Genomic DNA, 25,994 nt, shown 5'->3' with positions numbered 1-25,994 from the left:
CGGCTCCGGCTCCGGCCCCCGCGCCGACGGCCCGTTCTGAAGCGCATCGTGACTGATTTCCCATCCTCCTCCTCGCGCCCTGCGACTATCACCGACGTAGCCCGCGAAGCGGGAACCGGCAAGACCAGCGTGTCCCGCTATCTGAATGGCGAGACACAAGTCCTGTCCGACGATTTGCGACAGCGCATCGAAGCCGCCATCCAGCGGTTGAACTACCGGCCCAACCAGATGGCACGCGGCCTCAAGCGCGGGCGCAATCGCCTGCTCGGTATGCTGGTGGCCGATCTGACCAATCCTTATACGATCGAAGTGCTGCAAGGCGTGGAGGCGGCCTGCCATGCGCTTGGCTACATGCCGCTCATCTGCCATGCCGCAAACGAGATCGAGATGGAGCGCCGGTTCGTCCAGTTGCTGACGACGTACCGGGTCGAGGGGCTGATCGTCAACGCGCTCGGTGCAGAAGAGGCCGTGTTGCGTCCGCTGCGGGGCGGCGGTATTCCCGCCGTGCTGGTGGATCGCACGGTCGAAGGGTTCGACGCTGACCTGGTGGGCCTCGATAACCGCGACGCCGTCAGGTTGGGGGTGCAGCATTTGCTGGATCAAGGTTTCGATTGCATCCAGTTCATCGTGCAGCCGTTCGAGCAGGTCAGTTCGCGGCGTGAGCGCGAACTCGCCTTCCGAGAGACGATGGCAGCGCGAGGCCAGCCAGCGGAGCCGGCTGTGGTGTTGGACCTGAACGACCCGGCCTCAGTCGAGCGTGCGCTGGCAGAGATCGATGCACGCATCGAGGCGGTGCACCAGCGGAGCGGAAAACGACTGGCGCTGTTTGTTGCCAACGCGCCGGTTGCGCTGGTCGTCGCGCGGCATCTGCGCACGCGATTTGGCACAGCTTGGCAGGAGCGGGCGGCGCTGCTGTCGATCGATGATCCGGAGTGGGCGGAGTTGATCGGCATCACCACGATCCGGCAACCGACATACGACATCGGTTACAAGGCGGTCGAATTCGTGCATGAACGCATCGAAGGTGTGAGCGGCGATGCCCGAGTCGTGTTGCTCCCGGGTACGCTGGTCGAACGTGCTTCGACGGTGCGCTCGGTGGAGCAGGCATCATGACGTTGCGCCTGTATCTTGCTGGGCCGGACGTTTTCCGTCCTGATCCCATCGCGCATGGCGAAGCGCTCAAGACGCTGTGTGCGGAGTTCGGCTACATCGGCCTGTATCCGCTCGATAACACGATCGCGCCCCAGGCCGATGGCCCTGCGACCGCCGCGGAAATCTACCGCCAGAACATCGCGCTGATCGACTCCGCCGACGCCGTGCTTGCCAACGTAGCGGACTTTCGTGGCTATGAACCCGATTCCGGCACGTGCTTTGAAATCGGCTACGCCATCGCCCGTGGCAAAGATGTGTGGTGCTACAACGTACCGGCGGTGCCACTCTTGGGGCAGGTGCCGAACACCAACGGCAACGATGCAGACGGCTGGGCCGTGGAAGATTTCGGCCTGCCGCGCAACCTCATGATTGCTTGCAGCTGCCACCTCGTCGTGGGTGATGTGCGCGCGTGCCTGGAGCGCATGCGCGTGCACTACGCATAGTCGTGCGCTCGACATGCGTATGCAGATTGCTTCCTTCGGGGGGCGGAACGGTCTGTATAGTGCCCGCCCCATCGACTGCTATGCGGTGGAAGGCACCCTGCCTGGCGCCACCGTCGGCGGCTGAACGCGTATCGATCTGAGCATTCCTTCGTTGGCACGCGACGGGTGCGGGCGGTGTAATGTGGAATTCGTCTATTGCTGCGCGCTTACATCATGTCCGACGCTGTTCTTGCCGCTGATGCACCTGCCGTTCACACGGCCCGGTTCCACGTTCGCCGCTTGCCGGGTGCACCGCTGGGTGCAGAGATCCTGGGCCTAGGCGATGCGGCGGACCTCTCTGCCGCCGACATCGCCGCTATCCGCCAAGCGTGGCTGGCACACGATGGCTTGCTCGTTTTCCGTGATGTGCAGTTCACCCCGCAGGCGCAGGTGGCATTCAGCCGCCTTTTCGGGCCGCAGCAGGTGCACGTGCTGAACCAATTTCATTTGACCGGGTACCCGGAGATCCTCGTTGTCTCCAACGTGGTCGAGAACGGCCAGCCGATCGGTCTGGGCGATGCGGGGCGCGACTGGCATTCGGATCTGTCATACAAGCCGCTGCCGAGCCTCGGTTCGATGCTGTTGATGCGCGAGTTGCCGGAAGAGGGCGGTGACACGCTGTTTGCCAACATGGTCCGCGCATACGAAACGCTGCCCGCTGATCTCAAGCGCATTATCGAAGGCCGCCGCGCGGTGCATTCGTATGTGTACCGTTACGAGCGATTGCGCGCGCTGTCGACTTGGCGCCCGCCACTCACGCAAGCGCAGCGCGACGCCGTGCCGCCGGTTGACCACCCCGTCGTGCGCACGCATCCGGAAACGGGCAAGCGCGCGCTCTTCGTCAACGAAGGCTTCACCTCGCACATCCTGGGTTTGCCGGAAGACGAGAGCACGAGCGTGCTGGAGCAGCTCTTCGCCCACAGCGTCCGCGCCGACAACGTCTACACGCACCGCTGGCGCGCCGGCGACATGCTGTTCTGGGATAACAGATCCACCATCCATTTCGCGCCAGGGTGCCCGGATAAATTTCGGCGCACGCTGCATCGCACGACGATTGAAGGCGATGTGCCGATTTAGGTGCCGTTCGTCTACAGCCCGGCCTCGGCCAGGCGGGCATCAATACTCGCCAGCGTCAACGTCTGCGCAAACAACCGCGTGAGCGATTGGCTCGCATACTTCGGCACCTCGTCTGCGGTGGCCCAGCGGTACGCATCCATCTCGGGGATGAGCCGGCCGCTGTGATAGCTGTTGAACATCGACGTGCACGTCAGTGTGTTGAGTGCAACTTCCGCGCGGCGCACGCGTGTGGCGAACAGGTGCAGCTCCTTGTCACGGCGATACGGAAACCTGCCCAGTTCGATCAGGGCGTGGCTGTCGAGCACGAGACCGGTTTCCTCGCGCGTCTCGCGCAGGGCGGTGTCGCGGTGGTCCTCGCCGGGGTCGGGCGCACCTTTGGGGATGTCCCAGTGACGCGTTTCAGTAGCGTGGGCGAGGAGCACATCGCCATCTTCGTTGAGCAGCACGAGGCCGCAGGATAGGGCGATGGGCATGTTATTTCGCTCCGACGCGTTGCGTGATGCGTGCGCTCAGCAGCTGGTGTTCGCGGCTGAACAGCCGGCGATAGGCCAGCAGCACGGCCGCGACCGTCCCCAAGCCCGAAGACGCCGCCAGTAGAAACATGATGACGATCTGGTAGCGCACGGCCTCCAGCGGAGATTGCCCTGCCAGCACCTGGCCCGTCATCATGCCGGGCAAGCTCACCACGCCCACGACGGTCATCTGATTGATGATCGGTGTCATGCCGGCGCGCACGGCCGCCCGTGCGGCATTGCGCGCCGCCTCCCAGCGTGTGCCTCCCAGCGCAAGAATGGTCTCCACCTGGTCTCGCGTGGCCGTGAGTTCGCCGGTCATGCGCTCCAGGGCAAGCCCCACGCCGGTGAGCGTGTTCCCCAGAATCATCCCCATGATCGGGATGGCGTATTGCGGCTCGTACCACGGCCGCGCTTGCAATACGGCCATCAGTCCGATCACCCCGATCAGCCAAGTGCTGCCGAAGACCGACAACGTGCCGTCCCATCGCAGGCCCGAATAGCCGCGCGCGCCGCGGCTACCGGTTGCATTCCCTGCAATCAACGTCATGACGGCCACGATGCCCAATACCACCGGCCAATACGCGTGAGCGAATACCCATTCGAGAACGAAGCCCACCGCCAGCAGCTGCGCGACGGTCCGCACGGCCGCCCACGCCAAGCGGCGTTCCAGCCCAAGCCCCAGCCCGACGGATAACGCGCCGTTCACGAGGATCAGCGCGGCCGCAATGCCGACCTGCCAGGCGGAAAGCGAGAGGTCCTGCCCGTTCATCGCGTGGGCTCCGTGTCGAGCTGCCCGGCAACCATGCGCCAATGCCGACTGCCGATGCGTTCCGCTTGCGCCGGATCGTGCGTCACCCACATCCACGCATGCCGCTCGGGCGCCTGAGCGAACCAATGCTGCAACAGCGCCTCAACGGCGCGAGCGGAGGCGGGGTCAAGGGCGGCCGTAGGTTCGTCGAGCAGCAGGACGGTCGGCCGAGTCTGCAGCGTGCGGACCAGCGCTGCGATCTGCGCTTCACCGCCGGAAAGATCGATGGCGTTCTTGTCGAGAAAGCTGGCGTCGCGCTGGGCACCCGCAAGCAGGGCGATGGCGGCATCGCGATCGAATCCGGCGCTGTGTCGCCGCGCGTGTAGGCGGTACGGCATGTGCAGGTTGTCTTCCACCGTACCGGGCAGGAGCGCAGGGCGCTGGCGCACGTACGCCACGTGACAGCGATAAGCCGGAACGGCGCGCGGCCCAATCGCCTGGCCGTGCCATGTCACGTGCCCGCCATCGAGCGGATCGAGCAATGCCAGCGCGCGCAGCAGCACGCTTTTGCCTGCGCCCGATGGCCCGGATAGCGCAATACGATCACCGGCCCGCACAGCAAGGGTGGCAGGGTGCAGCAACGTGACATCGGTGCGTGCGTCGCGGCGTTGGAGGTGGGTGGCGGCAAGCATGGTGGGGCGAGTGTGTTGCATACGGTGCGGCATCAATGCGCCGCTTTTATGCATTATGCATATGAGCGGGTGTGGCGCTCCTCCGCCGTAATCCTGAACACACCCGCGCAGGCGCAGTGCCGTCGCCGCATGGTTACGCCATCCGCGTGCCATGCGGAGTGGCCCTTAGCCCAAACGGAGCAGCCTCAAAGCGTTGACGGGTGGCCGATGTCGGACGAATCCGACATGCCATTCAGCGACGGGAGGGTCGCCATTTGCGCATGCGAGACATAGGATCGAAACATCACTAGAAGAAGCGACGGAGGGCGCCATGGAGACCGATAATGTGCAAGTTGCCCACCCGTGGTGGCAGCCGGGAGTCTTTGCATCGGCGCCGGCCATTTTTCTCTGGATCTGCGCGGAGTTGCCTCCCGATATGCTCGGCGCCATCTTCCATGCGGGCACGTCGCCCGATCCCCTTCGGCATGTTGGTGACACGCTGTTCGTGATCGGCTGGACCGCCAGCGGCGCGCTGATGTGGCATGGTCGGCGGCGCATCGGGCATGAAGCGGATGTGGCAGCGCAGCCCGTTCGAGCCGAGGTTGACGCCCCCGAGCAGCCGCACGGGCTCGCTGGATTGCGCCAGAACATGGCTCGGCGCTGGGAACGCATGCGCCATCCGATTCCGCTGCACTGATATTGCACTGCCGCAAACGAGAAAGGCCGGATTGTCCGGCCTTTTTGGTGGGTGTGTCGCCCTCAGGAGGTGCTGCCAGGAATGATCTCGTCAGGATCGATATTCGAGGCGGGAGTTGGGGCGCTGGCAGGATCAGCTTGTGCTTCTTGCCATTTTTTGTAGCCCCACCAGGCCGCTCCGGCCACGATTCCCACCTTGCCGAGCTTGCGCGTGATCCGGCCGATGACGGTGCGGCGCAATCCTGCATACGCGAGTGACAGCGCAGTGCCGACCAGCGGGTATTCACGTGCAATGCCTAGCGTCCGCATCAGGCTGTTCGGTCGCGCCAGCGGGCGGAGCAGGCTCGGCAGCAACGCCCCGAGGCCGCCCAGGCTGAAGGTGCGGCCGGTGGCGCGATGTACATCGTTGCGGGCTTGAGCGTAGTCGTAGCGCTCCAGGGCGGCGCGTGTCAGCAGCAATTCCTTGCGAACGCTCAGTGGCAGGCGTGTCTCGCCACCGCGGCGTGACGGACGGACATGATGTCGCGCGCTCGCTGCGGGTTCGTTCACGGACGTGCCGGGCGACGGTGCGTGTTCGGTGGGGTCAGTCATCGGCGCAGGATCTCCCGGTCTTTGTCGAGTTCGGCCAGTGTGGCCTCGAACAGCGGCGGTGCGTCACGCAGCAGCGAGCGTACCTTCCACAGGCACGCCGCCGCACCCAGCGCATACAGCGCCGCCATCACGGCAAGGGATTGCCAACGATACGTATCCCAGCACAGGATGACCACCAACGCCGTCAGCGTCATGATGGACAGGCCAATGAGGCTCACGGCCAGCATGCCCAGGAAGGCGGTGCCGAGCAGCCGTTCTTTTTCTTCAGCCAGTTCGACGCTTGCCAGCTCGAGCCGCGTCTGCAGCATCGAGACGACCGTGCCGGCCAATTTCTTCAGGGAAGCGAACAGCTTTGGGCTGGTGTCGTCGGTCATGGAGTGTGGAAATGGTGCAAAGCCGATAGCGCCGCTGCCAACGCAGCACGCGCCATGCCCGGAATGGAGCCGCTAAAACGCAACTGGCCGATGGCGCGATCCACAGGGCGCGCGCCATCGGCCAGACAGGGTGCTGCGGCTTACTTGCGGTTGAGCAGCAGGCCGATCAGTAGGCCCACGCCGGCCGCCACGCCCACGGCTTGCCACGGGTGATCGTGGACGTAGTCATCGGTGGCGCGTGCGGCAGCCTTGCTCTTGTGGACGACCGCGTCTTGCAGGTCCTGCGCTTTTTCCTTGGCTTGGCGGAGCATCCCCATACCGCGCTCGCGCAGTTCCGCGGCCTTTTCGCCGCTGGTGGACGCAGCTTGTTTGAGCAGGGTTTCAGCGTCGGACAGTACAGTCTTCACGTCGGTCATCAGTTTCTCCTTATTGACGGAATCGGCCAGGTTGGGGGAAGTGTTCGTCATGGTCGGGTCCTCGGTGTCGGGGGGTAGTTCAATCGTCAATATGTCGACGCGCTTATTCGCTAGCATATGTGTGGGCGCCGCGAAACTTCAAGCGCTCGCGTCGCGCGCCCTGCGATGGATCAATGCTTCGGCCATTGTCCGGCAATGTGCGCACGCCTTCCACCCTGTTGTCAGCAAATGCCGCGCCTAATGACGAAAAGTGATGTTGTTGTGAATTTATAGTCGTTTTGGTTGGATGGCAATCTGGCTATAGTGGTTCCCAATCTGTGTATGGAGGACACGATGTCTCTACGTTTGGGCGATATCGCCCCTGATTTCGAGCAGGATTCCAGCGAAGGCCGCATCAAGTTTCATGAATGGCTGGGCAATAGCTGGGGCGTGCTTTTTTCGCACCCGGCCGACTACACGCCGGTCTGCACCACCGAACTGGGCCTGACCGCCAAGCTGAAGGATGAATTTACCAAGCGCAATGTCAAGGCGATTGCGCTGTCGGTCGATTCGGTCGAGTCGCACAAGGGCTGGATCAACGATATCAATGAGACCCAGAACACCAGCGTCAACTTCCCGATCATTGCTGACCCCGATCGTAAAGTCTCGCAGCTGTACGACATGATCCATCCGAATGCGAGCGAGACCTTTACCGTGCGTTCGCTGTTCGTGATCGATCCGAACAAGAAGATTCGCCTGACAATTACGTATCCCGCTTCGACGGGGCGCAACTTCAATGAGGTGCTGCGCGTGATTGACTCGCTGCAGTTGACCGATAACCACAGCGTGGCCACACCGGGTAACTGGCAAGACGGCGACGACGTGGTCATCGTGCCGTCGTTGAAGGACGAGGAAGTCCTCAAGCAGAAATTCCCGAAGGGCTACAAGGCGGTGCGGCCGTATCTGCGCCTGACGCCGCAGCCCAACAAGTGACAGTCTCCTTGGTAGTGTGATTGCCGCCCGGCCCTGTGCCGGGCGTTTTTTTCGTTGGAACCGGTTCAGGTTCCTAGGCAAAACAAAACCGGCCAGCCCTTTCGGGTCTGGCCGGTTTGTTTTTTGTGAAGACGGTTCAGTGTGCGATCAGATCGCCCAGCCGCCTGCGTAGAAGGCCACTAGGGCACCGGCAATCGCCACGGTGCCGATGTTCAGCTTGCGCCATTCGCCGGCCACCAGGCGGCCGATCACCAGCGTGCTGAAGCCGAGCATGATGCCGGTGACGATGTTGCAGGTCAGCACGATGAACACGGCGCAGACCAGGCCGGACAGCGCGTCAACCATGTCGTCCATGTGCAGCTTGCTCACGCTGGAGAGCATCAGCAGGCCGACATACATCAGCGCCGGGGCCGTTGCGTACGACGGCACCAGGCCGGCCAGCGGCGAAAAGAACATCACCGCCAGGAACATCACGCCGACCACGACTGCCGTCAGGCCCGTCTTGCCGCCTGCTGCCACGCCAACCGTCGACTCAATGTAAGCCGCGGCCGGAGCACCGCCGAAGAACGCTGAGAAGATCGAGCTGATGGAATCGGCCGTGAGGGCTCGGCCACCGTTGATGATGTGGCCCTTGTCGTTGAGCAGACCGGCTTGGCCGGCCACGGCGCGGATCGTGCCGGTGGCATCGAACACGGCGGTCATCACGAGCGCCAGCACGCTCGGCAGCACGGCGGCGGTGAGAGCACCGCGGATATCCATTGCGCCGATCAGCGAGGCATGACCTGCAGAGGCGAGTGAAGGCACGGCGAACACGCCGGCGAACTTCACGGCCGGGTCAAAGATCAGGCCCAGGATCGATATGGCGACGATCACGATCAGGATGCCGCCCGGCACGCGGCGCCGTTCCATGCCGAAGATAGCGGCCAGACCCAGCACCGACATCATGACTGGGAAGGCGGTGACGTGGCCCAGTGCAACAGGCAGGCCCTCGCCGGCGTTTTTGACCACAAGACCGACGTCGTTGGAGGCGATCAGCAGCAGGAACAGGCCGATGCCGATGCCCGTGCCATGCGCCACGCCCGAGGGCAGGTTGCGCAGGATCCAGGAGCGCACGCCCGTAGCCGAGATGGCGGTAAAGACGACACCCATCAGGAACACGGCGCCCAGCGCGACTTCTGGCGTCAGCTTTTGCCCAAGCACCAGACCAAAGGCCATGAACGCGGTCAGCGAAATTGCGCAGCCGATAGCGATCGGCAACTTGGCCCATAAACCCATCAGCAGCGAACCGAAGGCGGTGGTCAGACACACCGCGACGAAGACTGCGCTGGTATCAAAGCCGGCCTTGCCCAGCATGCCCGGCACGACAAATACGGCATAGACCATTGCCATGAAGGTGGTGATGCCAGCCACGACCTCGCGTTTGTGCGTGCTGCCGCGTGCAGAAATCTGGAAATAGCGATCAATGGCACGCGCATCGGCGATGCCAGCGGCGCCAAGTTCCGTCGACGACGGAATGGACTGTTCAGCCATGGTGGGTTTGTCTCCTGGCAGGACTCCGCGCCGGCCGATCTTGGTCGTCCGCCTAAGGTGCCCTGTTTTGGTTTTGATATCGGTACGGGTGCCTGCGTACGCGCGCCGGCATTCTCCAGACCGTTGTCTCGCGATTGGTTTTGTCGCGTGGCGCTGCAATCTGCGTGTGGATCGCGCGCTCGTTTTATCGGTGTGAGGGCGTGCGGCCCAACAATCCGCCGACACTTGGACCGAAGCATAGACGCGCGCTACCGCCGATTCATGCGGCGTGGCGTATCCCGGTCATTTGCAAATTGGTATATCGCGAGGGAAGGAGAACAACGGTGCCCAGGACGGGCGAGAGGTGCGGCAGCGGGTGTGGCGAGTGGTGCACGAGTGTGCCCCAACTCGCCGGAAAAACAAAGCGCAATCAGAAGAAAGCCTGGATGCCGGTCTGGGCACGGCCCAGGATCAGCGCGTGGATATCGTGCGTGCCTTCGTACGTATTCACCACTTCCAGATTCACCACGTGGCGGATCACGCCAAACTCATCGGAGATGCCGTTGCCGCCCAGCATGTCGCGCGCCACGCGGGCGATGTCGAGCGATTTGCCGCACGAGTTGCGCTTCATGATCGACGTGATTTCCACCGCTGCAGTGCCTTCGTCCTTCATGCGGCCCAGACGCAGGCAGCCTTGCAGGCCGAGCGTGATTTCGGTCTGCATGTCGGCCAGCTTCTTCTGCACGAGCTGGTTGGCGGCGAGGGGCCGGCCGAACTGCTTGCGATCCAGTACGTACTGGCGCGCGATGTGCCAGCAAGCTTCTGCAGCGCCCAGGGCGCCCCACGCGATGCCGTAGCGCGCCGAGTTCAGGCACGTGAACGGGCCCTTCAGGCCGCGCACGCCCGGCATCAGGTTCTCTTCGGGCACGAACACCTCGTCCAGCACGATTTCACCGGTGATCGACGTGCGCAGGCCGACCTTGCCGTGGATGGCTGGTGCGGTCAGTCCCTTCCAGCCTTTCTCCAGGATGAAGCCACGGATTTCATCCTCGCTGTTGTCATTCGGCAGCTTGCCCCACACGACAAACACGTCGGCGATGGGCGAATTGGTGATCCACATCTTGGCGCCCGACAGCGAGTAGCCGCCGTCGACCTTCTTGGCGCGCGTGATCATCGAGGCCGGGTCGGAACCGTGGTTCGGCTCAGTCAAACCAAAGCAGCCGATCCACTCGCCGGTCGCCAGCTTGGGCAGGTACTTCTGCTTTTGCGCTTCGCTGCCGAATTCATAAATCGGCACCATCACAAGGGACGATTGCACGCTCATCATCGAGCGATAGCCCGAATCCACCCGTTCGACTTCACGCGCGATCAGACCGTAGCTGACGTAGTTCAGGCCGGGGCCGCCGTACTGCTCGGGAATCGTGGGGCCCAGCAGGCCCAGCTCGCCCATCTCACGAAAGATCGATGCGTCGGTTTTCTCATGCCGGAACGACTCCAGCACGCGCGGCATCAGCTTGTCCTGGCAATACGACGCGGCGGCGTCGCGCACCATGCGCTCGTCGTCGGTCAGCTGTTGGTCGAGCAGCAGGGGGTCGGCCCAATTGAAGGCGTTGCGAGCGGTCACAGCGGTAGTCTCCGAGTCGTTGTTGTTCCGATATGCGGAACACAGTTTCGAAATTTAGAGCTATCATAGCGCAACCACCGACGATTTCCAGAGCTTTTTGCCATGAGCACAACCCGTCTCCCTGACCCCGAATTCGACACGGCGCCCGCCGAGTCGAGCGATCCGAATTTCGTCACGGCACTGGCGCGCGGGCTGGAGCTGCTGCGCGCATTCCGCCCGGGCGACACGCTGCTCGGCAACCAGGAGTTCGTGCGGCGCACGGGCTTTCCCAAAGCCACGGTCAGCCGGCTGGCCGGCACGTTGGTCTCGCTCGGCTACCTGCGTTACGACGAGGCCCTCGGCAAATACGGACTCGACGCCGGTGTGCTCGCGCTCGGATTCGCCTATCTGGCCTCGAGCGACGTGATCCAGCTCGCGCGGCCGCACATGAGCGCGTTTGCGCAGCGCTTTGGCGTATCGATCTCGCTGGGCAAGCGCGATCGGCTGGACATGGTGTATCTGGAGACGATCCGCCACGACAGCCCCTCGATGAGCGGTTCGTCGGGACTGGGCGTGGGCTCGCGGCTGTCGCTGCTGTCGAGTTCGATGGGACGGGCGTATCTAGCTTCGTTGCCCGCAGCGCGGCGCGAGCGCTTGTACGAAGCATTGCGCACGCAGCAGCCGGCGCAGTGGGCGGCAGAAGGGGCCGCAGCAGATGACGCAGTGAAAGCCGGCATACGCAATGGCTACGCCGTATCCTTGCGCGACTGGCATCCCGCCATCCACGCGTGCGCGGTGGCGTTCTTCGCGCCGAGCCAGCGCGAGCCTTACGTGGTGAGCTGCAGCGCGCCTTACACGGCCGCCGACGCAGAGCGCATTCGAGACGAACTGGCTCCCGCGCTACGTGAGTTTGCGGCGCGGCTCGGCCAAGTGGGCGAGCCAGCCTGAGCTGCGTCGATCAAAGGTCGGTGCGCAGCTTCCAAAGCTCCGGAAACAACACGACATCCAGCATCTTTCGTAGGTAACTGACGCCCTCGGTGCCGCCCGTGCCGCGCTTGAAGCCAATCACGCGCTCCACCGTCGTCACATGCCGGAAGCGCCATTGCCGGAACGCGTCTTCCAGATCGACGAATTTCTCAGCCAGTTCGTACAGCTCCCAATGGTGCGTCGGGTCGCGATAGACCTCCAGCCACGCTGCTTCCACCGAGGCGTTGTAAGTGACCGGGCGCGACCAGTCGCGCTCGACGCAATCCGCGTCGAATGCAAAGCCGTGGCGCGCCATGTAACGCACGGCTTCGTCATACAGCGACGGCGTTTCCAATGCAGCTTTGACCTGTTCGTAATGCTCGGTGCGGTGCGCGTGTGGCTTGAGCATCGCCGCGTTCTTGTTGCCGAGAATGAACTCGATCTCGCGGTACTGATACGACTGGAAGCCCGACGATTGCCCCAGGTGCGGGCGCATGGCGGAGTACTCCGGCGGCGTCATCGTGGCGAGCACGTTCCACGCCTGCACCAGCTGATCCATGATGCGCGACACACGCGCCAGCATCTTGAACGCAGGCGGCAGATTGTCATTGCGTACGCAATCCCGTGCGGCACGCAACTCGTGCAGCATCAGCTTCATCCACAGCTCGGTGGTCTGATGCTGGACGATGAACAGCATCTCGTTGTGATCTGGTGAGCGCGGATGTTGTGCGTTCAGGATCTGGTCGAGCGCGAGGTAGTCGCCATAGCTCATCGATTTCGAGAAATCGAGCTGTGCGTCGTGCCAGCCTTCGCCCTGGGCGGCATGCATTGGGCAGCCCGATGCTGCGGGTTGATTCGGGTTCGACATCTCAGGTCACCAGCGTACGTTCGTTGAATTGGGCCGATTGCCATGCGCCGGTTTCCAGCACATCGCGCAACACCTCCACGGCATCCCACACATCGGCAAAGCTCGTGTACAGCGGCGTGAAGCCGAAGCGCATGATGCGCGGCTCGCGGTAGTCGCCGATCACGCCTCGTGCGATCAGTGCCTGCACCACGGCATAGCCGTTGGGGTGCTCGTAGCTGACGTGACTGCCGCGGATGGCGTGGTCGCGCGGCGTGACGAGCGTGAGCGGGAAGCCCGCGCAGCGCGTTTCCACCAGCGTGATGAAAAGGTCGGTGAGCGCGAGCGATTTGGCCCGCAGCGCGGCCATCGACGTCTGCGCGAAGACGTCGAGCCCGCATTCCACCATCGCCATCGACGTGATTGGCTGCGTGCCGCAAAGGAAGCGGCCAATGCCGGCATCGGCGGCATAGCGCGACTCCATCGCGAAGGGGCGCGCATGGCCCCACCAGCCCGACAGCGGTTGCCAGAAGCGTTCGCGCAGCGCCGGCGCCACCCACACAAAGGCTGGCGAGCCTGGGCCGCCGTTCAGATACTTGTAGGTGCAGCCGATGGCGTAATCCGCGCCGCCTGCATGCAGGTCCACGGGTACCGCGCCGGCCGAATGCGCGAGATCCCAGATGGCGAGGGCGCCGTGCTTGTGGGCCAGCGCGGAGACGGCCGCCATGTCATACATGTGCCCGCTCTTGTAGTTGACGTGTGTAAGCATGGTTACGGCGACGTCATCACCCAGCGCGCCTTCCAGCTCCTCCGGCGAATCGATTAGCCGCAGCTTGTAGCCGTCGCGCAGCAGATCGGCCAGTCCTTCCGCGATGTACAGGTCGGTCGGGAAGTTGTGCGTTTCCGAAACGATGATCTTGCGGTCTGGCGCGTCTTCGCGCTGCACGCGAATCGCCGCGGCAAGCACCTTAAACAGGTTGATCGACGTGGTGTCGGTGACGACGACTTCATCTTCGCGCGCGCCAATCAGCGGCGCCAGTTTGTTGCCGAGGCGGCGCGGCAGCTCAAACCAGCCGGCTTGGTTCCAACTGCGGATCAGCCCGTCGCCCCATTCGTTGGCGACGACTTCCTGCGCGCGGGCAAGGGCAGCTTTCGGGCGTGCGCCGAGCGAGTTGCCATCCAGATAGATCACGCCGTCGGGCAGTGCAAAGGCGTCGCGCAGCGAGCCGATCGGATCGGCCGCGTCGCGTTCGAGGCAGGAGTTGCGGGTGATTGTCATGTGAATGCGGGGGCGAAGTGATTGGTGTTCTGTCGTGGTATTGATCAGGGCAGGCTGCGGAGCACGGCGCGCACCGGGCTTGCATCGAGGGTGGCGAACTTGAGGGGCAGGGCGATCAGTTCGTAATCGCCGGCAGGCACGTCGTCGAGCACCAGCCCTTCGAGGATGGCGAGGCCGTATTTGCCGACGGCGTGGTGCGCGTCCATGGTCTTGGAGGTTTGCGGGTCGAGCGAGGCGGTGTCGACGCCGATGAGCTTCACGCCGTAGGCAGCGAGCAGCGCGATGGTTTCGGGCGCAACGGCGGCAAAGTGGTCATCCCACGCGGTCTGCGGCATCTGTGCGTACGTGCGCAGCAGCACGCGCGGCGGTGTGTCAGTCAGCGCATCACGCACGTGTTCCGGTTCGACGCGCACCACACCCACGCAGTGGATGACGCGGCACGGGCCAAGGTAGGCATCCAGCGGCACTTGCCCGATGGCGGCTCCGTCGGCGCGGTAGTGGAGCGGCGCATCGGCATGCGCGCCCGTGTGCGGCGAGAGCGTGATGCGCCCGACGTTGACCGGGCAGTCGCCTTCCAACTTCCACGCAATTTCCTGCGAAAACGGCGTGTCGCCGGGCCAAGTGGGCGTGGCGGGCGAAAGGGCGGGGCTGATGTCCCACAAAGTGCGTTCCAAGGCGGCTCCAGGGCGGAAAATTCGATGAATCCGTGCCGAAATGATAGGGAAAACCACGCGCAATGGGTGTGCATAATCGTGCGTGCTATCTTAATGAATTCACATAAAATTCAACGTATCAAAGAAATCACGCAAAGAACGACGACAGATGCAACTCGATACCACCGATCTGCGCATTCTGCAGGTGTTGCAGGAGGACGGCCGCATTAGCAACCAGGATTTGGCCGAGCGTGTGGCGCTGTCGCCGTCCGCTTGCCTGCGGCGTGTGCGGATGCTGGAAGAGTGCGGCGCCATCACCGGCTATCGGGCGCAGCTGGGGCGCGCGGCACTCGGGCTGGAACTCGAAGCCATCGTGCAGGTGTCGATGCGCCAGGACGTGACGGGCTGGCACGAGACCTTCATGGCGGCCGTGCAGAGTTGGCCCGAGATCGTTGCCGCCTACATCATCACCGGGGACTGCAACTACATCCTGCGCGTGCAGGCCCCCAACCTGCAGCACTACTCGGAGTTCATCATTGAGCGGCTGTACAAGACACCCGGTGTGATGGATATCCGTTCGAATATCGTCCTGCGTACGATCAAGGATCGCGATGGCGGCCTGGCGCTGCTGATGGAAGCGCGGGGCGTGCGCCCGCTGGAAGGCGGAGGGGTAGGCAAGCGCGGGAAGGCAAAGTAGAAGGTAGTGCTGGACTTTCTGACGAGAATCAATCCCCTACTGCAAGCATGCGCAGATAGTGGCCCCCGTGTTGTCGACCGGAGCGGGCCATGGCCAAGAAGTTTCCGCTGCATCCTGTGCACCCCGAGCGCATCTGCTGGGGCTGCGACAAGTATTGCTCCACCGACGCCCTGGGCTGCGGCAACGGCTCGGGCCGCACGCAGCATCCTGCTGAACTGCTCGGCGACGACTGGTATGAATTTGGGGATTGGGGCATCGACGCGGAAGCGCCGCCCAAGGCAGCCACTTCCACGTGATGTGGCGGCGTGTCAGTCGCCGATGCGTGTGAGAGACGAAAACGCGCCGCGATGGAACACCAGCGGTGCGCCATCCGCGTCGATCACGCCGCAGCGCTCAACTTCGCCCACGAAGATGACGTGATCGCCCTCGTCGTATCGGCTGCGGTTATGGCACTCGAACCACGCCAGCGATTGCGCGAGGATCGGCAGGCCGGTCGGGCTCAGGCGGTAATCGATGTTGGCAAAGCGGTCGCCTTTGAGCGTGGCGAAGCGCTTGCACAGGTCCAACTGCTCGGCCGCCAGGATATTGATGACGTAGTGCGAGCCGGCATGAAACAGCGGAAATGAATTCGCCTGCGTGCCAAGGCTCCACAGCACCAGCGGCGGGTCGAGCGACACCGAATTGAACGAGCTGGCCGTTACGCCGACAAACGCCGGCGTACCTGGTCGACCTTCCGAGCGCGTGGTGACTACCGTCACGCCGGTGGCAAACTGGGACAGTGCATGCCGGAAGTGCGCGGCGTCAAAATCGGGCGGGGTGGCGCGGCCATGTGCGCGTCGATGTGCTGACGCTTCGCGCGCGAAAGATTCCGGGGCGCGCGCATCCATGGGAATGGCTCCGTGTTGATCCATGAAAACTACCGAAAGTAATGCTCAATTGTAACGGACGCCCGATAGGCCGCGCCGGGGTAGGGCTTTGCGTGATTCTGCAGCCACACGGTGGTGCCTGTGTCAGGATTCGTGCTTTCGGCCGACCAATGGCAGCCCAATCAACCACAGGAGAATCCGAATGACTGAACAACGCGCCCTTGAGACCGCCGTTCTGGGCGGAGGCTGCTTCTGGTGCCTGGAGGCCGTGTTCCAGCAGGTGCAAGGCGTGCAAAGCGTGGTCTCCGGCTATGCCGGCGGCCATGTCGATCGCCCAAGTTACCATGCCGTATGCAACGGCAATACCGGCCATGCCGAAGTGGTGGCCGTGAAGTTCGATCCGGCCGTGATTCCGTATCGCGAGATTCTCGACATCTTCTTCGCCATCCACGACCCGACCACCGTAGATCGCCAGGGCAACGATGTCGGTCCGCAATACCGTTCAGCCATCTTTGCGCAAACGCCCGAGCAATTGGCGACGGCGCGCACGGCCATTGCCGAACTCAGCGCCAGTGACATCTTTGAAGCGCCCATCGTGACGGAGCTGGTGGATGCCGCTGACGGCAAGGTGACCTTCTGGCGCGCGGAAGACGAGCACCAGAACTACTTTCGCGACCACCCGGCCCAGGGCTATTGCGCGTTCGTGATCTCGCCCAAGGTGGCGAAGTTCCGCAAGCAGTTCGCGCACCGCTTGCAGGGCTAGGAGAGGGCGCCGAGGCTACGCTGCGTCTGCCGGCACGCGCGCGGCGATGGCCTCGGCCAGCTTGATGCACGACAACGGGGACGACCCTTCCGCCTTATTGCTGACCAGGATCGTCACCTTGCGCCCGGCCGCCAGCGCGGCGACCGCCATCTCGGCCAACGTCTCCCGCGAGAACGGGTCTTCATCGACGAGCTTGTTGAACGGTTTGTATGCCGCTTCGGCTTGCGCGTAGCGATAGCGGCTGTTCAGGTTCCAGCGCACCACCAACGGACCGCCCGCGCCTTCATCCAGCAGAGCAACGGCGGCGGCTTGCCGGTCCACAGCCGGCATCCGCTCATGCAGACCGACGCAATAACGCACGCCTGCTGCGCGCAGCATCTTGATCAAGCGTGGCGTGAGCAGCGTGGCGTCGCGCAATTCCACCGCGTAGACGGCATCGGGATTGAGTTGCGGATCGAGCGGCGGCAGGGCGGCCAGGAACGTCTCAAGCCGTTCCACAAAACCGGCCGCATCTTCGGCCAGTGCGCCCAGCGGCGAAAGCTGAAACACCAGCGGCCCGCATCGCGTTCCCAGCCCCCGAGCGGCAGGCTCGACAAAATCGCGTATCGCAAATTCAGCATTCAGGAAGGCGGGATTGGCAATGCGCCCGCGTCCATCCGATTCCCGAATCCACGCGTCGCATACGGCAGAGGTGGCCTTGACCGCAAAGCGGAAATCTTCCGGCACGCTGGCCGCGTAAGCGACGTAGTCCGCCAAGGGGATCGGCGAATAGAAACCGCGATCGATGCTGACCGTGCGCAGCAACGGATGTTGGGCATAAGCCGCCAAGCCCTTGCGCGCGAGCATCGAATCGGAATACTCGCCGGCATATACCAGCCCGTCCCACCCCGGATACGACCAGGATGACGTGCCAATGCGTAGCCCCCGCGGCAAGCGTTGCGCGAGCTCGGCCACTTCGGGTGCGACCGTGGCTGGCAGCACGCCCTGGCGGGTGGGCGAACGTTTGATTTTCGGAGTGGACGTGCCGGGATCGGCGGCCGCGCCGCCGGTGGTTCCTGGCGGCGCGCCGAACAGATCGTCGATGGGGGAACTGGCGGTCAAATGGTTACGCGTAGATATAGCGGCGCGACCACGGGATCGACGTCGCCGACTTGCCGGCCTTCTGCAGCACGGTCTGGAAGATCGAGATTTCGTCGGCGTCGAAAGCGTGCGCGCAGCCGGCCAGATAGACGCGCCAGATGCGGTATTTTTTCTCGCCCACCATTGCGCGGATGGTCTCGCCGTTGGTCTCGAAACGCTCGGCCCAGTGTTCGAGCGTGCGCGCATAGTGGCGGCGCAGGCTTTCAACGTCAAGCGCTTCCAGGCCGCCATCCTGCGCGGCGCTCAGTGCCAGCGAGATGTGCGGCAGTTCACCTTGCGGAAAGACGTAGCGATCGATGAAATCGCCGCCGCCCATCGAGCTTTCACCGCCGGCCGAGTCCGACGACGTGATGCCGTGGTTCATGGCGACGCCATCGTCAGCCAGCAGATCGTGCATGCGGCGGAAATACCCGGGCAGGTTCTTGCGACCGACGTGTTCGAACATGCCGACGCTCGTAATGCGATCGAACTGGCCCGTGAGATCGCGGTAATCCTGAATGCGGATTTCGATCTGGTCTTGCAAGCCCGCCGCCCGCACGCGTTCGGTGGCAAGCTCGTACTGGTTTTGCGACAGCGTTACGCCCAGGCAGCGCGCGCCGTACTTCTGTGCAGCACGCAGCACCAGCGCGCCCCAGCCGCAGCCGATATCGAGCAGCGTTTGCCCGGGCTGCAAGCGGATCTTGGTGAGGATATGGTCGATTTTCTTGAGCTGCGCCTCGTCGAGCGTTTCATCGCCGTTTTCGAAGTAGGCGCAGGAGTAGACCATGTTCTGGTCCAGCCACAACTTGTAGAAATCGTTGGAAACGTCGTAGTGATACTGGATCGATTCCTTGTCACCTTCCTTCGTGTGGGCGAAGTGGCGCACCACGCGGGCCAGCGCATTGCCGCTGCGGGCCGCAGCCGCAGAAGCCAGGCCGTAGCTCACGTTGATGATGTCGGCCAGCTTGCCGTCCAGGTCGATCTTCTCCTGGACATACGCCTCGCCTAGGTTGTTGAGCGTGGGGGACAGCAGCAGCGGCAGAGCGCTCGCTTCGCGCACGGTGAGCGTGACGCGGGGCTGCTCGAAGCGGCCCAGTTCGTATTGGTCACCGTTCCATAACCGCAGGCGTACAGGAAGGTTGGCAGACTCGCGGATGTCCTGGATCCACTGCTCGAGTTTGCGGTCAATCGCCTGTTGGAAAAACATGTCGACGCCTCCCTGATGTGCAAATGTTCGGGACGGCCATCGGATTGCGGCCCGAACGGATCACATTAGCTTACGACAAACTTTCCCATTGTGCTGTGCGGGTCTTACGGGCGCGTGCCGGGTCAATCCGTTGGCAGCAAGCGCCGTGCCGGCATGACGCGATGCGCAATAACGTATTGCGCGTATGTCCGTCCGGCTAAGGGGCGAGGCGGACGATCGTCCAGCTGCCATCTGCCTGTTTGCGGTACTCAAGCCGGTCGTGCAGGCGCGATGGGCGGCCTTGCCAGAATTCAAGCCGCTGCGGTAGCAAACGGTAGCCGCCCCAGTGCGGCGGGCGCGGCGGGGCATCGCCAAAGCGCTGGCTGTACTCGGCTTCGCGGGCTTCGAGCGTGGCGCGGTCAGGCACTTCGCTGCTCTGTTCGGACGCCCAGGCGCCCAGGCGGGAGCCCAGCGGGCGCGAGTGGTAATAGGCATCGCTCTCGGCGTCGCTCACTTTTTCGACGATGCCCTGGATGCGTACTTGCCGCTCCAGCCCGATCCAGTGGAACAGCAGCGCAGCGCGCGGGTTGGCCGCCAGTTCTTCGCCTTTGTGGCTGGCGTAGTTGGTGAAGAAGGTGAAGCCGCGTTCGTCCAGGTTCTTGAGCAGCACGATGCGGGCAGCGGGCTGGCCGTGCGGGTCTACCGTGGCGAGTGTCATGGCGTTGACTTCAGCCACCTCGGCCTTCAGGGCCTCGTCGAACCAGCGGCGGAACTGGCGCAGGGGGTTGGCGTCGACGTCGGCGATGTCGAGCGAAGCGCGGGCGTAATCAGTGCGGATATCGGCGATGGAGGTCATGAGCGTGGCGGAAGCAGCATGCGAACGGGCCGAGTATAGACAAACGCTGCCAACTGTCCTTTGCTCGCGCGCAAGGGCTGGCACGGTTTGCGCTTCGGGCGGGGGGCTGGCGATCTGTCCCGCGCCGCCTATATTGGCTAGTCAAGGGCGTCAGGCTGGCGCCGCCTGCCATGTTCCCCACAAAAATTTCAACAGGATGTCGAAATGGCCCCCCGTTCCCATTCTCCCGACACCGCCGCTGGCCTGACTCGCCGCCAGTGGCTGCAGGGCACGCTGGCATTGGCTGCGGCCGGGCTGGCTGGTTCGCAGGTGCTGCGTGCGATCGCCCAGGCCCCGACTGAATCGCTGGATGCGTTCATGGCGTTGTCACAGGCGCTGACGGCGCGGCCGGCGCTGGATCGTGGCGTCGGCACGCGGTTGCTGGCGGCGCTGGGCAAATCCAGCGCCGACTTTGCGGCGCAATTGCGGCCGTTGGCGCAGGCATTGGCGGCGAGCTCGCTTTCCGATGCGCAGCAGAAGACCGCGCTGCAGATTCTGGAAGCGTGGTACCTGGGCGTGGTCGACGGCAATGTCGTCACGTACGAGCAGGCGCTGATGTACAGCGTGGTCTCCGACACGCTAGTCATCCGCACGTATTGCCCCAACCAGCCCGGCTTCTGGGCCGAGCCCCCTGTCGAGAGGCAAGCCTGATGGCCCAATCTGAACAAACTCGCCAACAAGCCGATATCGTGGTGGTGGGCTCCGGCGTGGCCGGAGCGTTGGTAGCGTACGAGCTGGCGCGTGCAGGCAAGTCGGTGCTGATGCTCGAAGCGGGTCCGCGCCTGCCACGCTGGGAGATCGTGGAGCGCTTCCGCAACCAGGCCGACAAGATGGATTTCATGGCGCCGTATCCCTCGACGCCATGGGCGCCGCACCCGGAATATGGGCCGCCCAACAACTACCTCGTGCTCAAGGGCGAGCATCAGTTCAACTCGCAGTACATCCGGGCGGTGGGCGGCACGACGTGGCACTGGGCCGCGTCGACGTGGCGCTTCTTGCCGAATGATTTCAAGCTGCGCAGCCTGTACGGCATCGCGCGCGACTGGCCGATCCAGTATCAGGATCTGGAGCGCTATTACGGTCTGGCCGAAGCGGCACTGGGCGTATGGGGCCCGAACGACGAAGACCTCGGCTCGCCGCGCAGCCAGCCGTATCCCATGGCGCCGCCTCCGCTCTCGTTCAATGAACGCACGATCAAGGAAGCGCTCAATGCGCACGATGCGAGCTTTCACGTGGTGACCGAACCCGTGGCGCGCAACAGCCGCCCATATGATGGCCGGCCGACCTGCTGCGGCAACAACAACTGCATGCCCATCTGTCCGATCGGTGCCATGTACAACGGTATCGTCCATGTGGAGAAAGCTGAGCAAGCCGGCGCACGACTGATCGAGAACGCCGTGGTCTTCAAGCTCGAAGTCGGCGCCAACAAGCGCATCGTGGCCGCACGCTACAAAGACTCGAAAGGTGTCGAGCACCGCGTGGAGGGCAAGTGGTTCGTGCTGGCCGCCAACGGCATCGAAACGCCCAAGCTGATGCTGATGTCGACCAGCCAGGATTTTCCGAAGGGCGTGGGCAACAGCTCCGACATGGTGGGGCGCAATCTGATGGACCACCCGGGCACCGGCGTGAGCTTCTATGCCGACCGCAAGCTATGGCCGGGGCGCGGGCCGCAGGAAATGACGTCGCTGATCGGCTTTCGCGATGGGCCTTTCCGCGCCACGCAGGCTGGCAAGAAGCTGCACCTGTCGAACATCTCGCGCATCGAGCAGGAGACACAGCGCATCTTCAAGGAAGGCAAGCTCATCAAGCCCGCCGAACTGGATGCGCGCATCCGCGACCAGGCTGCGCGCTACGTGCAATTCGACAGTTTTCACGAGATCCTGCCGCTGCCCGAGAACCGCATCGTGCCGAGTGCGACGGAAGTGGATGCCATCGGCATTCCACGCCCCGAGATCACGTATCACATCGACGACTACGTCAAACGCAGCGCGGTCCATACGCGAGAGGTCTACGCGACGGCAGCTCAGGTGATGGGCGGCACCAATGTCGAATTCCACGACGACTTCGCGCCCAACAATCACATCACCGGCGCCACGATCATGGGTGCCGATCCGAAAGACTCCGTGGTCGACAAGGATTGCCGGACGTTTGACCACCCGAACCTGTTCATCAGCAGCAGTTCGACCATGCCGACGGTGGGCACCGTCAACGTGACGCTGACCATTGCGGCGCTGGCGCTGCGGATTGCCGATCAACTGAAGAAGGAGGCGTGAGATGAAAACGATCGCTTCTTTCTCGCTGCTGTTGCTGACCGGCCTGGTGGCCAATGCGTGGGCGAAGGACACGCCGGCTGACGCTGCGCAGATCAAACGCGGCGAATACCTCGCCATTGCGGCGGATTGTGCGGCCTGTCATACGGCGCCAGGCGGCAAGCCGTTTGCCGGCGGCTTGCCGATGCAGATTCCGAGGCTGGGCACCATTTACAGCAGCAACATCACGCCAGATGAAAAGACCGGCATCGGCAAATGGACCTACGAAGAATTCGAGCGCGCCGTGCGCAAGGGCGTGGACGACGACGGCAACAACCTGTATCCGGCCATGCCGTATCCGTCGTACGCAAAGATAAGCGATGCGGACATGCGCGATCTCTATGCGTATTTCCACAACGGCGTGACGGCCGTGCAGAACGATCCGCCACCGAGCACGATCCGCTGGCCGCTGAACATGCGCTGGCCGCTCAAGCTGTGGAACCTCGTCTTCCTCAAGAGCGAGCCGTACACCCCGAAGGATGACAAGTCCCCGACGTGGAATCGCGGTGCGTACCTTACGCAAGGCCTCGCACACTGCGGCACGTGCCATACGCCGCGCGGCTTCGCCATGCAGGAGAAGGCGCTGGACGAGCGCGGCAGCGGTTATCTTGCGGGCTCAACCCTCGCGGGCTGGACGGCATTCAACATCACGTCGGACCCCACAAGCGGCATCGGCGCGTGGAAGCCCGAGCAGCTCGTGCAATACCTGCGAACCGGCAGCGTACCCGGCGTGGCACAAGCCGCGGGGCCGATGGGCGAAGCGGTGCAGCACAGCTTTTCGCGGATGACGATGCAAGACGTCCAGTCCATCGCCGAATACCTGCGCACCGTGCCAGCCGTGAGCAATAACCTTGAACGCGCACGACAAGATTGGGGCAAGCCCGCCACCGATGTGACCGCCCTGCGCGGCAAGCCCATCGAAACCACGATTGACGCCGCGCGCCTGTACCTTGGCAATTGCGCCACGTGTCACCAGGCTGATGGACGCGGCACGCCCGACGGCTACTACCCGCCGCTGCTGCACAACTCCACGGTCGGCACGCGGGACACAACCAACCTCGTGCAGGTGATGTTGTTCGGCATTGAACGCAAGGCGGGCGACAAGCACATCGGCATGCCGGCCTTCGGACTTCAATTGTCCAACGAACAACTCGCCGCGCTCACAAACTACGTCACGCGCCAGTTTGGCGATCCGGCCACGCCGGCAGTGACGGCGGAAGCCATCGCAAAGCGGCGGTCAGCGAAGTAGCGGCGATGGTGCCGGCGGCGGATTAGCCGCCGGTCGTAAGCGGGTCACGCGAAGTGGGTGCTGCGGGACGCTGGGGCGCAACGGTCTTGCCCGGGGCGGGCTGCGTCGACTTCAAATCGCCTTCCGGCGTGCGGCCCGGGTTCTTGCTGTGATACGTCTTGCCCGGCGGCGGCGCGCTCGGGCGTTGGCGCACATCGGCGAGCAGCTTGCCGCAGGCGCTTTCGGGTGCAGGCTTGAGTTCGAGCACCGGCAATACTGCCGCCACCGGCGCCGTCAACGCCAATGCCACGGCGCCGCCCGCCCGCAGCGCAACGACGGCCGGGTTGACCGACACATCCGGATGCTTGTACGTGCCTTTCACGTACAACGGCGTGCGCAGCGAAAACACGCGGAGCCCCTTTGAATCCGGGTGGATGGTGAAGTCCAGCGCCTCCTGCTTGAAGCTCGTCGCGCCGGTCACGTCGATGACGGCATCCTGCGTATCCACAACAAACGTACGCGCCTGCGCCAGGCCATTGCTCACGGCGAAGTCGCCCGCCGCGCAGTTGATGGTGACCTGCTTGTCGCCAAAGAGCTTGGTCAGGATCACGTTGCCCACGTTCAGCCCCATGGCTTCCAGGATGAACTTGCTGATGGTGCCTTGCTCCACCAGAATCTTCACCTCGCCGTTGGATGAGCCGAGCAGCGCCGCCACCGAGTTGCCCGTGGCTGAGAGCCGCGCGTCACCGTTGATCTCGCCCACGCTGGCGCGCACCGATTCGATCTTCGGGAACAATTGCTTGATCTTGAAGTGCCGTGCTGCCAGCGCTGCGCGGGCCTGCATCGGCGTGACGTGTCCGTCGAGCTGGATGTTGGAGGCGAGCGTGCCGCCCGCAATGCCGAAGTTGAGCGGGTCGAGCGTAAGCACCGCATCCTGCAGCTTGACGTGCGTAACGAGGTGATTGATCGGGAGGTCTGCTGTGTGGACGATGCGCTCGCCGGTGAACTTCACGTCGGCATCGATGGCGTTCCAGCGATCGGTGCGGAAGGGCTCGACCGGCAGCACCTTGTCGGGGGGCTGCCGCACGGTTTTGCTGTCGCCCGGATCGGCGCTTGGGTCGGCGCGCTTGGCCTTACTGGCGTTGGAGTCGGCGCCAATGATCGGCGCGAGGTCAGCGAACAGCAATTGATGCGAAACGAGTTCGCCCGTCAATTGCGGACGGGGCTGGCGCATCGCAAACGCCAGCGTGCCGCCCAAATCGGAACCGCCCACGCGGCCCGTGAATTTCTCATAGCGCCACGTCGATCCTTGCTTGCGCAACTCACCGATCAGCCGGCCGCGTGTGTCGAAGGGCGGCGTATCCGGCAGCACCACGCCGGTCAGCGGATACAACTGTGCCATGCTCGCGCCCGATAGGTGCAGGCGTAAGTCGATCGCCGTCAGGCTGGCGGGGTTGGTGAGCGTGCCGGCCAGGTCAATGCGTGTCTTGCCGACCGTCACATCGGCCTGCAGCGGGTAGGGCCGTTGTGCATCCCGCAGGCGGAGCACACCACCCGCCTTGCCGCTGCCCGCGATGGCGGCGTTGTTGTAGGTGCCCTTGACCGTCCACGCAATGCCATAAGGCTGCTGCGGATCCGGCGCGGCCGGCGTCTGTGCCGTGGTATCGGGCGCTGCCGCGCCGGACGCAGTCGGCACCTTGGCGGGCTGGTCCTCGCTCTTGATGGCCGTGCCGTTGGCGGCGGTATACAGGGTCTGGTTGTCGACGGTGTCGATGGTCGCAGTCAGGTGAATGCGCTTGATGTCGTCGTCCAGGGCCAGCGAGCCCTTGCTGAATGCGATCTCGCGGAGGTCCAGTTTCCAGTCCGACGGCTTCTTGTTGTCGCCTTCGCCGCCCGTCAGATCGAACGTCCAGTTGTTGCGGTTCTGCTTGTCGCGTTCCAGCGCGATGGCCGGCGTGTCCAGTGTCACGCTCGGGACGACGATGCGGTGTGCCAGCAGCGGCAGCGCCTCCAGCACAAACGTGAGTTGATGGATGGTGGCCACGTTCGGCTGCTTGGCCCAATCCGGGTTCCCGACGGTGATGTCGTTGGCAATCAATCGCGGCCAGGGTACATACGCACGCCAGCCGGATTCGCCTTCGGGCTTCTTCCACGTGAGCATCAGGTCGCCATTGATGGCGAAGGGGCGCCCGATGGCTTGCGAGACGCGATCATTCAGATAGGGCCTGGCGCGGTTCCAGTCGAACGTCAGCACAAAGATGACCGCCGCTGCCACGATGACGACGGGTGTGATGACCAGTCCGAGGGCGAGTTTGCCGGATGTACGCATCGTGTTTTTGTTGGTATTGGCACAAAAATGCGACCGCGCACGTTGATATATAGT

The 25,994-nt window shown here is 63.6% G+C and carries 27 protein-coding genes and 1 pseudogene; 12 read left to right on the top strand and 16 right to left on the bottom strand.

From position 1 onward, the window contains the following. Positions 1 to 48 precede the first annotated feature (48 nt). From BM136_RS10425 to BM136_RS10415, 3 genes are all read left to right on the top strand, one after another. On the top strand, positions 49 to 1,113 hold the full coding sequence (locus tag BM136_RS10425) for a LacI family DNA-binding transcriptional regulator (protein ID WP_092971757.1): 1,065 nt from the start codon (positions 49 to 51) through the stop codon (positions 1,111 to 1,113). Next, positions 1,110 to 1,595: a nucleoside 2-deoxyribosyltransferase gene (locus BM136_RS10420; protein ID WP_092971756.1), complete on the top strand. Its 486-nt coding sequence runs from the start codon at positions 1,110 to 1,112 to the stop codon at positions 1,593 to 1,595. The genes BM136_RS10425 and BM136_RS10420 overlap by 4 nt, the downstream gene beginning before the upstream one ends. Positions 1,596 to 1,808: 213 nt before the next feature. Continuing rightward, positions 1,809 to 2,711 (top strand): TauD/TfdA dioxygenase family protein, encoded by a 903-nt coding sequence (locus BM136_RS10415; RefSeq protein ID WP_092971892.1) that lies wholly within the window; start codon positions 1,809 to 1,811, stop codon positions 2,709 to 2,711. 11 nt (positions 2,712 to 2,722) lie between these two features. Here the strand turns inward: BM136_RS10415 and BM136_RS10410 are convergent, their stop codons facing one another. From BM136_RS10410 to BM136_RS10400, 3 genes are read right to left on the bottom strand one after another with little or no spacing between them, the layout of a single operon-like run. Then, positions 2,723 to 3,184, bottom strand: a complete 462-nt coding sequence (locus tag BM136_RS10410; RefSeq protein WP_092971755.1) for an NUDIX hydrolase — start codon at positions 3,182 to 3,184, stop codon at positions 2,723 to 2,725. A 1-nt stretch (position 3,185) separates the two neighbouring features. After that, the gene (gene fetB / locus BM136_RS10405; RefSeq protein WP_092971754.1) at positions 3,186 to 3,995 is read right to left on the bottom strand and encodes an ABC transporter permease; all 810 of its coding nucleotides are present in this window, start codon (positions 3,993 to 3,995) and stop codon (positions 3,186 to 3,188) included. Then, on the bottom strand, positions 3,992 to 4,666 hold the full coding sequence (locus tag BM136_RS10400) for an ABC transporter ATP-binding protein (protein ID WP_092971753.1): 675 nt from the start codon (positions 4,664 to 4,666) through the stop codon (positions 3,992 to 3,994). The genes fetB and BM136_RS10400 overlap by 4 nt, the downstream gene beginning before the upstream one ends. Before the next feature lie 310 nt (positions 4,667 to 4,976). On the opposite strand from BM136_RS10400, the gene BM136_RS10395 reads away from it, so the two are divergent. Then, complete coding sequence (locus BM136_RS10395) at positions 4,977 to 5,342, top strand: hypothetical protein (protein ID WP_092971752.1); 366 nt, start codon at positions 4,977 to 4,979, stop codon at positions 5,340 to 5,342. 62 nt (positions 5,343 to 5,404) lie between these two features. Here the strand turns inward: BM136_RS10395 and BM136_RS10390 are convergent, their stop codons facing one another. The 3 genes from BM136_RS10390 to BM136_RS10380 form a co-directional block, all read right to left on the bottom strand. Then, positions 5,405 to 5,932: a DUF3318 domain-containing protein gene (locus BM136_RS10390; protein ID WP_092971751.1), complete on the bottom strand. Its 528-nt coding sequence runs from the start codon at positions 5,930 to 5,932 to the stop codon at positions 5,405 to 5,407. Then, on the bottom strand, positions 5,929 to 6,306 hold the full coding sequence (locus BM136_RS10385) for a phage holin family protein (protein WP_092971750.1): 378 nt from the start codon (positions 6,304 to 6,306) through the stop codon (positions 5,929 to 5,931). The genes BM136_RS10390 and BM136_RS10385 overlap by 4 nt, the downstream gene beginning before the upstream one ends. Positions 6,307 to 6,446: 140 nt before the next feature. After that, positions 6,447 to 6,773, bottom strand: a complete 327-nt coding sequence (locus BM136_RS10380) for an ElaB/YgaM/YqjD family protein (RefSeq protein WP_004629476.1) — start codon at positions 6,771 to 6,773, stop codon at positions 6,447 to 6,449. A 282-nt stretch (positions 6,774 to 7,055) separates the two neighbouring features. Here BM136_RS10380 and BM136_RS10375 point away from each other — a divergent pair, with 282 nt between their 5' ends. Continuing rightward, positions 7,056 to 7,694, top strand: a complete 639-nt coding sequence (locus BM136_RS10375; RefSeq protein ID WP_092971891.1) for a peroxiredoxin — start codon at positions 7,056 to 7,058, stop codon at positions 7,692 to 7,694. Positions 7,695 to 7,841: 147 nt separating this feature from the next. Here the strand turns inward: BM136_RS10375 and BM136_RS10370 are convergent. Both BM136_RS10370 and BM136_RS10365 read right to left on the bottom strand, forming a co-directional pair. Beyond that, positions 7,842 to 9,161: pseudogene (locus BM136_RS10370) on the bottom strand (NCS2 family permease); the annotation flags it as partial. 472 nt (positions 9,162 to 9,633) lie between these two features. Next, positions 9,634 to 10,827: an acyl-CoA dehydrogenase gene (locus BM136_RS10365; RefSeq protein ID WP_092971748.1), complete on the bottom strand. Its 1,194-nt coding sequence runs from the start codon at positions 10,825 to 10,827 to the stop codon at positions 9,634 to 9,636. Positions 10,828 to 10,929: 102 nt separating this feature from the next. Between BM136_RS10365 and BM136_RS10360 the strand changes: the two genes are divergently transcribed. Next, on the top strand, positions 10,930 to 11,754 hold the full coding sequence (locus BM136_RS10360) for an IclR family transcriptional regulator (RefSeq protein ID WP_092971747.1): 825 nt from the start codon (positions 10,930 to 10,932) through the stop codon (positions 11,752 to 11,754). Between the two features lie 10 nt (positions 11,755 to 11,764). Here the strand turns inward: BM136_RS10360 and kynA are convergent, their stop codons facing one another. From kynA to kynB, 3 genes are read right to left on the bottom strand one after another with little or no spacing between them, the layout of a single operon-like run. Further along, positions 11,765 to 12,640, bottom strand: coding sequence for a tryptophan 2,3-dioxygenase (gene kynA, locus BM136_RS10355; RefSeq protein ID WP_092971746.1), 876 nt, complete (start codon positions 12,638 to 12,640; stop codon positions 11,765 to 11,767). A 1-nt stretch (position 12,641) separates the two neighbouring features. Beyond that, positions 12,642 to 13,895, bottom strand: a complete 1,254-nt coding sequence (kynU, locus tag BM136_RS10350) for a kynureninase (RefSeq protein ID WP_092971745.1) — start codon at positions 13,893 to 13,895, stop codon at positions 12,642 to 12,644. A 44-nt stretch (positions 13,896 to 13,939) separates the two neighbouring features. After that, positions 13,940 to 14,569 (bottom strand): arylformamidase, encoded by a 630-nt coding sequence (kynB, locus tag BM136_RS10345; RefSeq protein WP_092971744.1) that lies wholly within the window; start codon positions 14,567 to 14,569, stop codon positions 13,940 to 13,942. A 148-nt stretch (positions 14,570 to 14,717) separates the two neighbouring features. Here kynB and BM136_RS10340 point away from each other — a divergent pair, with 148 nt between their 5' ends. Together BM136_RS10340 and BM136_RS10335 are read left to right on the top strand one after the other, a co-directional pair. Then, the gene (locus BM136_RS10340) at positions 14,718 to 15,245 is read left to right on the top strand and encodes an Lrp/AsnC family transcriptional regulator (protein ID WP_092971743.1); all 528 of its coding nucleotides are present in this window, start codon (positions 14,718 to 14,720) and stop codon (positions 15,243 to 15,245) included. Positions 15,246 to 15,334: 89 nt separating this feature from the next. Next, the gene (locus tag BM136_RS10335; protein WP_092971742.1) at positions 15,335 to 15,541 is read left to right on the top strand and encodes a DUF3079 domain-containing protein; all 207 of its coding nucleotides are present in this window, start codon (positions 15,335 to 15,337) and stop codon (positions 15,539 to 15,541) included. A gap of 12 nt (positions 15,542 to 15,553) precedes the next feature. On the opposite strand, the gene BM136_RS10330 is transcribed toward BM136_RS10335, so the two are convergent. Continuing rightward, positions 15,554 to 16,132, bottom strand: coding sequence for a flavin reductase family protein (locus tag BM136_RS10330; RefSeq protein WP_092971741.1), 579 nt, complete (start codon positions 16,130 to 16,132; stop codon positions 15,554 to 15,556). A gap of 181 nt (positions 16,133 to 16,313) precedes the next feature. Between BM136_RS10330 and msrA the strand changes: the two genes are divergently transcribed. Next, positions 16,314 to 16,874, top strand: a complete 561-nt coding sequence (gene msrA, locus BM136_RS10325; RefSeq protein WP_092971740.1) for a peptide-methionine (S)-S-oxide reductase MsrA — start codon at positions 16,314 to 16,316, stop codon at positions 16,872 to 16,874. 15 nt (positions 16,875 to 16,889) lie between these two features. On the opposite strand, the gene BM136_RS10320 is transcribed toward msrA, so the two are convergent. The 3 genes from BM136_RS10320 to pdxH form a co-directional block, all read right to left on the bottom strand. Further along, the gene (locus tag BM136_RS10320) at positions 16,890 to 17,975 is read right to left on the bottom strand and encodes a DUF72 domain-containing protein (protein ID WP_092971739.1); all 1,086 of its coding nucleotides are present in this window, start codon (positions 17,973 to 17,975) and stop codon (positions 16,890 to 16,892) included. A gap of 4 nt (positions 17,976 to 17,979) precedes the next feature. Beyond that, a complete protein-coding gene (locus BM136_RS10315) occupies positions 17,980 to 19,200 on the bottom strand; it encodes an SAM-dependent methyltransferase (protein ID WP_092971738.1) in 1,221 nt (406 codons plus the stop codon). 196 nt (positions 19,201 to 19,396) lie between these two features. Further along, entirely contained in the window at positions 19,397 to 20,035 is a 639-nt protein-coding gene (pdxH, locus tag BM136_RS10310; RefSeq protein ID WP_092971737.1) for a pyridoxamine 5'-phosphate oxidase, read from the bottom strand. 204 nt (positions 20,036 to 20,239) lie between these two features. Here pdxH and BM136_RS10305 point away from each other — a divergent pair, with 204 nt between their 5' ends. The 3 genes from BM136_RS10305 to BM136_RS10295 are packed head-to-tail and all read left to right on the top strand — an operon-like array spanning position 20,240 to position 23,632. Beyond that, positions 20,240 to 20,725 (top strand): sugar dehydrogenase complex small subunit, encoded by a 486-nt coding sequence (locus tag BM136_RS10305; RefSeq protein ID WP_092971736.1) that lies wholly within the window; start codon positions 20,240 to 20,242, stop codon positions 20,723 to 20,725. After that, a complete protein-coding gene (locus BM136_RS10300; protein ID WP_092971735.1) occupies positions 20,725 to 22,347 on the top strand; it encodes a GMC family oxidoreductase in 1,623 nt (540 codons plus the stop codon). Before BM136_RS10305 ends, BM136_RS10300 begins: the two co-directional genes overlap by 1 nt. A 1-nt stretch (position 22,348) precedes the next feature. Then, a complete protein-coding gene (locus BM136_RS10295; protein WP_092971734.1) occupies positions 22,349 to 23,632 on the top strand; it encodes a cytochrome c in 1,284 nt (427 codons plus the stop codon). A 22-nt stretch (positions 23,633 to 23,654) separates the two neighbouring features. Here the strand turns inward: BM136_RS10295 and BM136_RS10290 are convergent, their stop codons facing one another. Beyond that, a complete protein-coding gene (locus tag BM136_RS10290) occupies positions 23,655 to 25,940 on the bottom strand; it encodes an AsmA family protein (RefSeq protein ID WP_092971733.1) in 2,286 nt (761 codons plus the stop codon). Positions 25,941 to 25,994 lie beyond the last annotated feature (54 nt).

It is taken from the genome of Ralstonia sp. NFACC01 (assembly GCF_900115545.1).
In the GTDB taxonomy this organism is placed as follows: Bacteria; Pseudomonadota; Gammaproteobacteria; order Burkholderiales; family Burkholderiaceae; genus Ralstonia; species Ralstonia mojiangensis.
The sequence above is the reverse complement of the archived record's forward strand: the minus strand, read 5'-3'. Positions and strand labels throughout refer to the sequence as shown.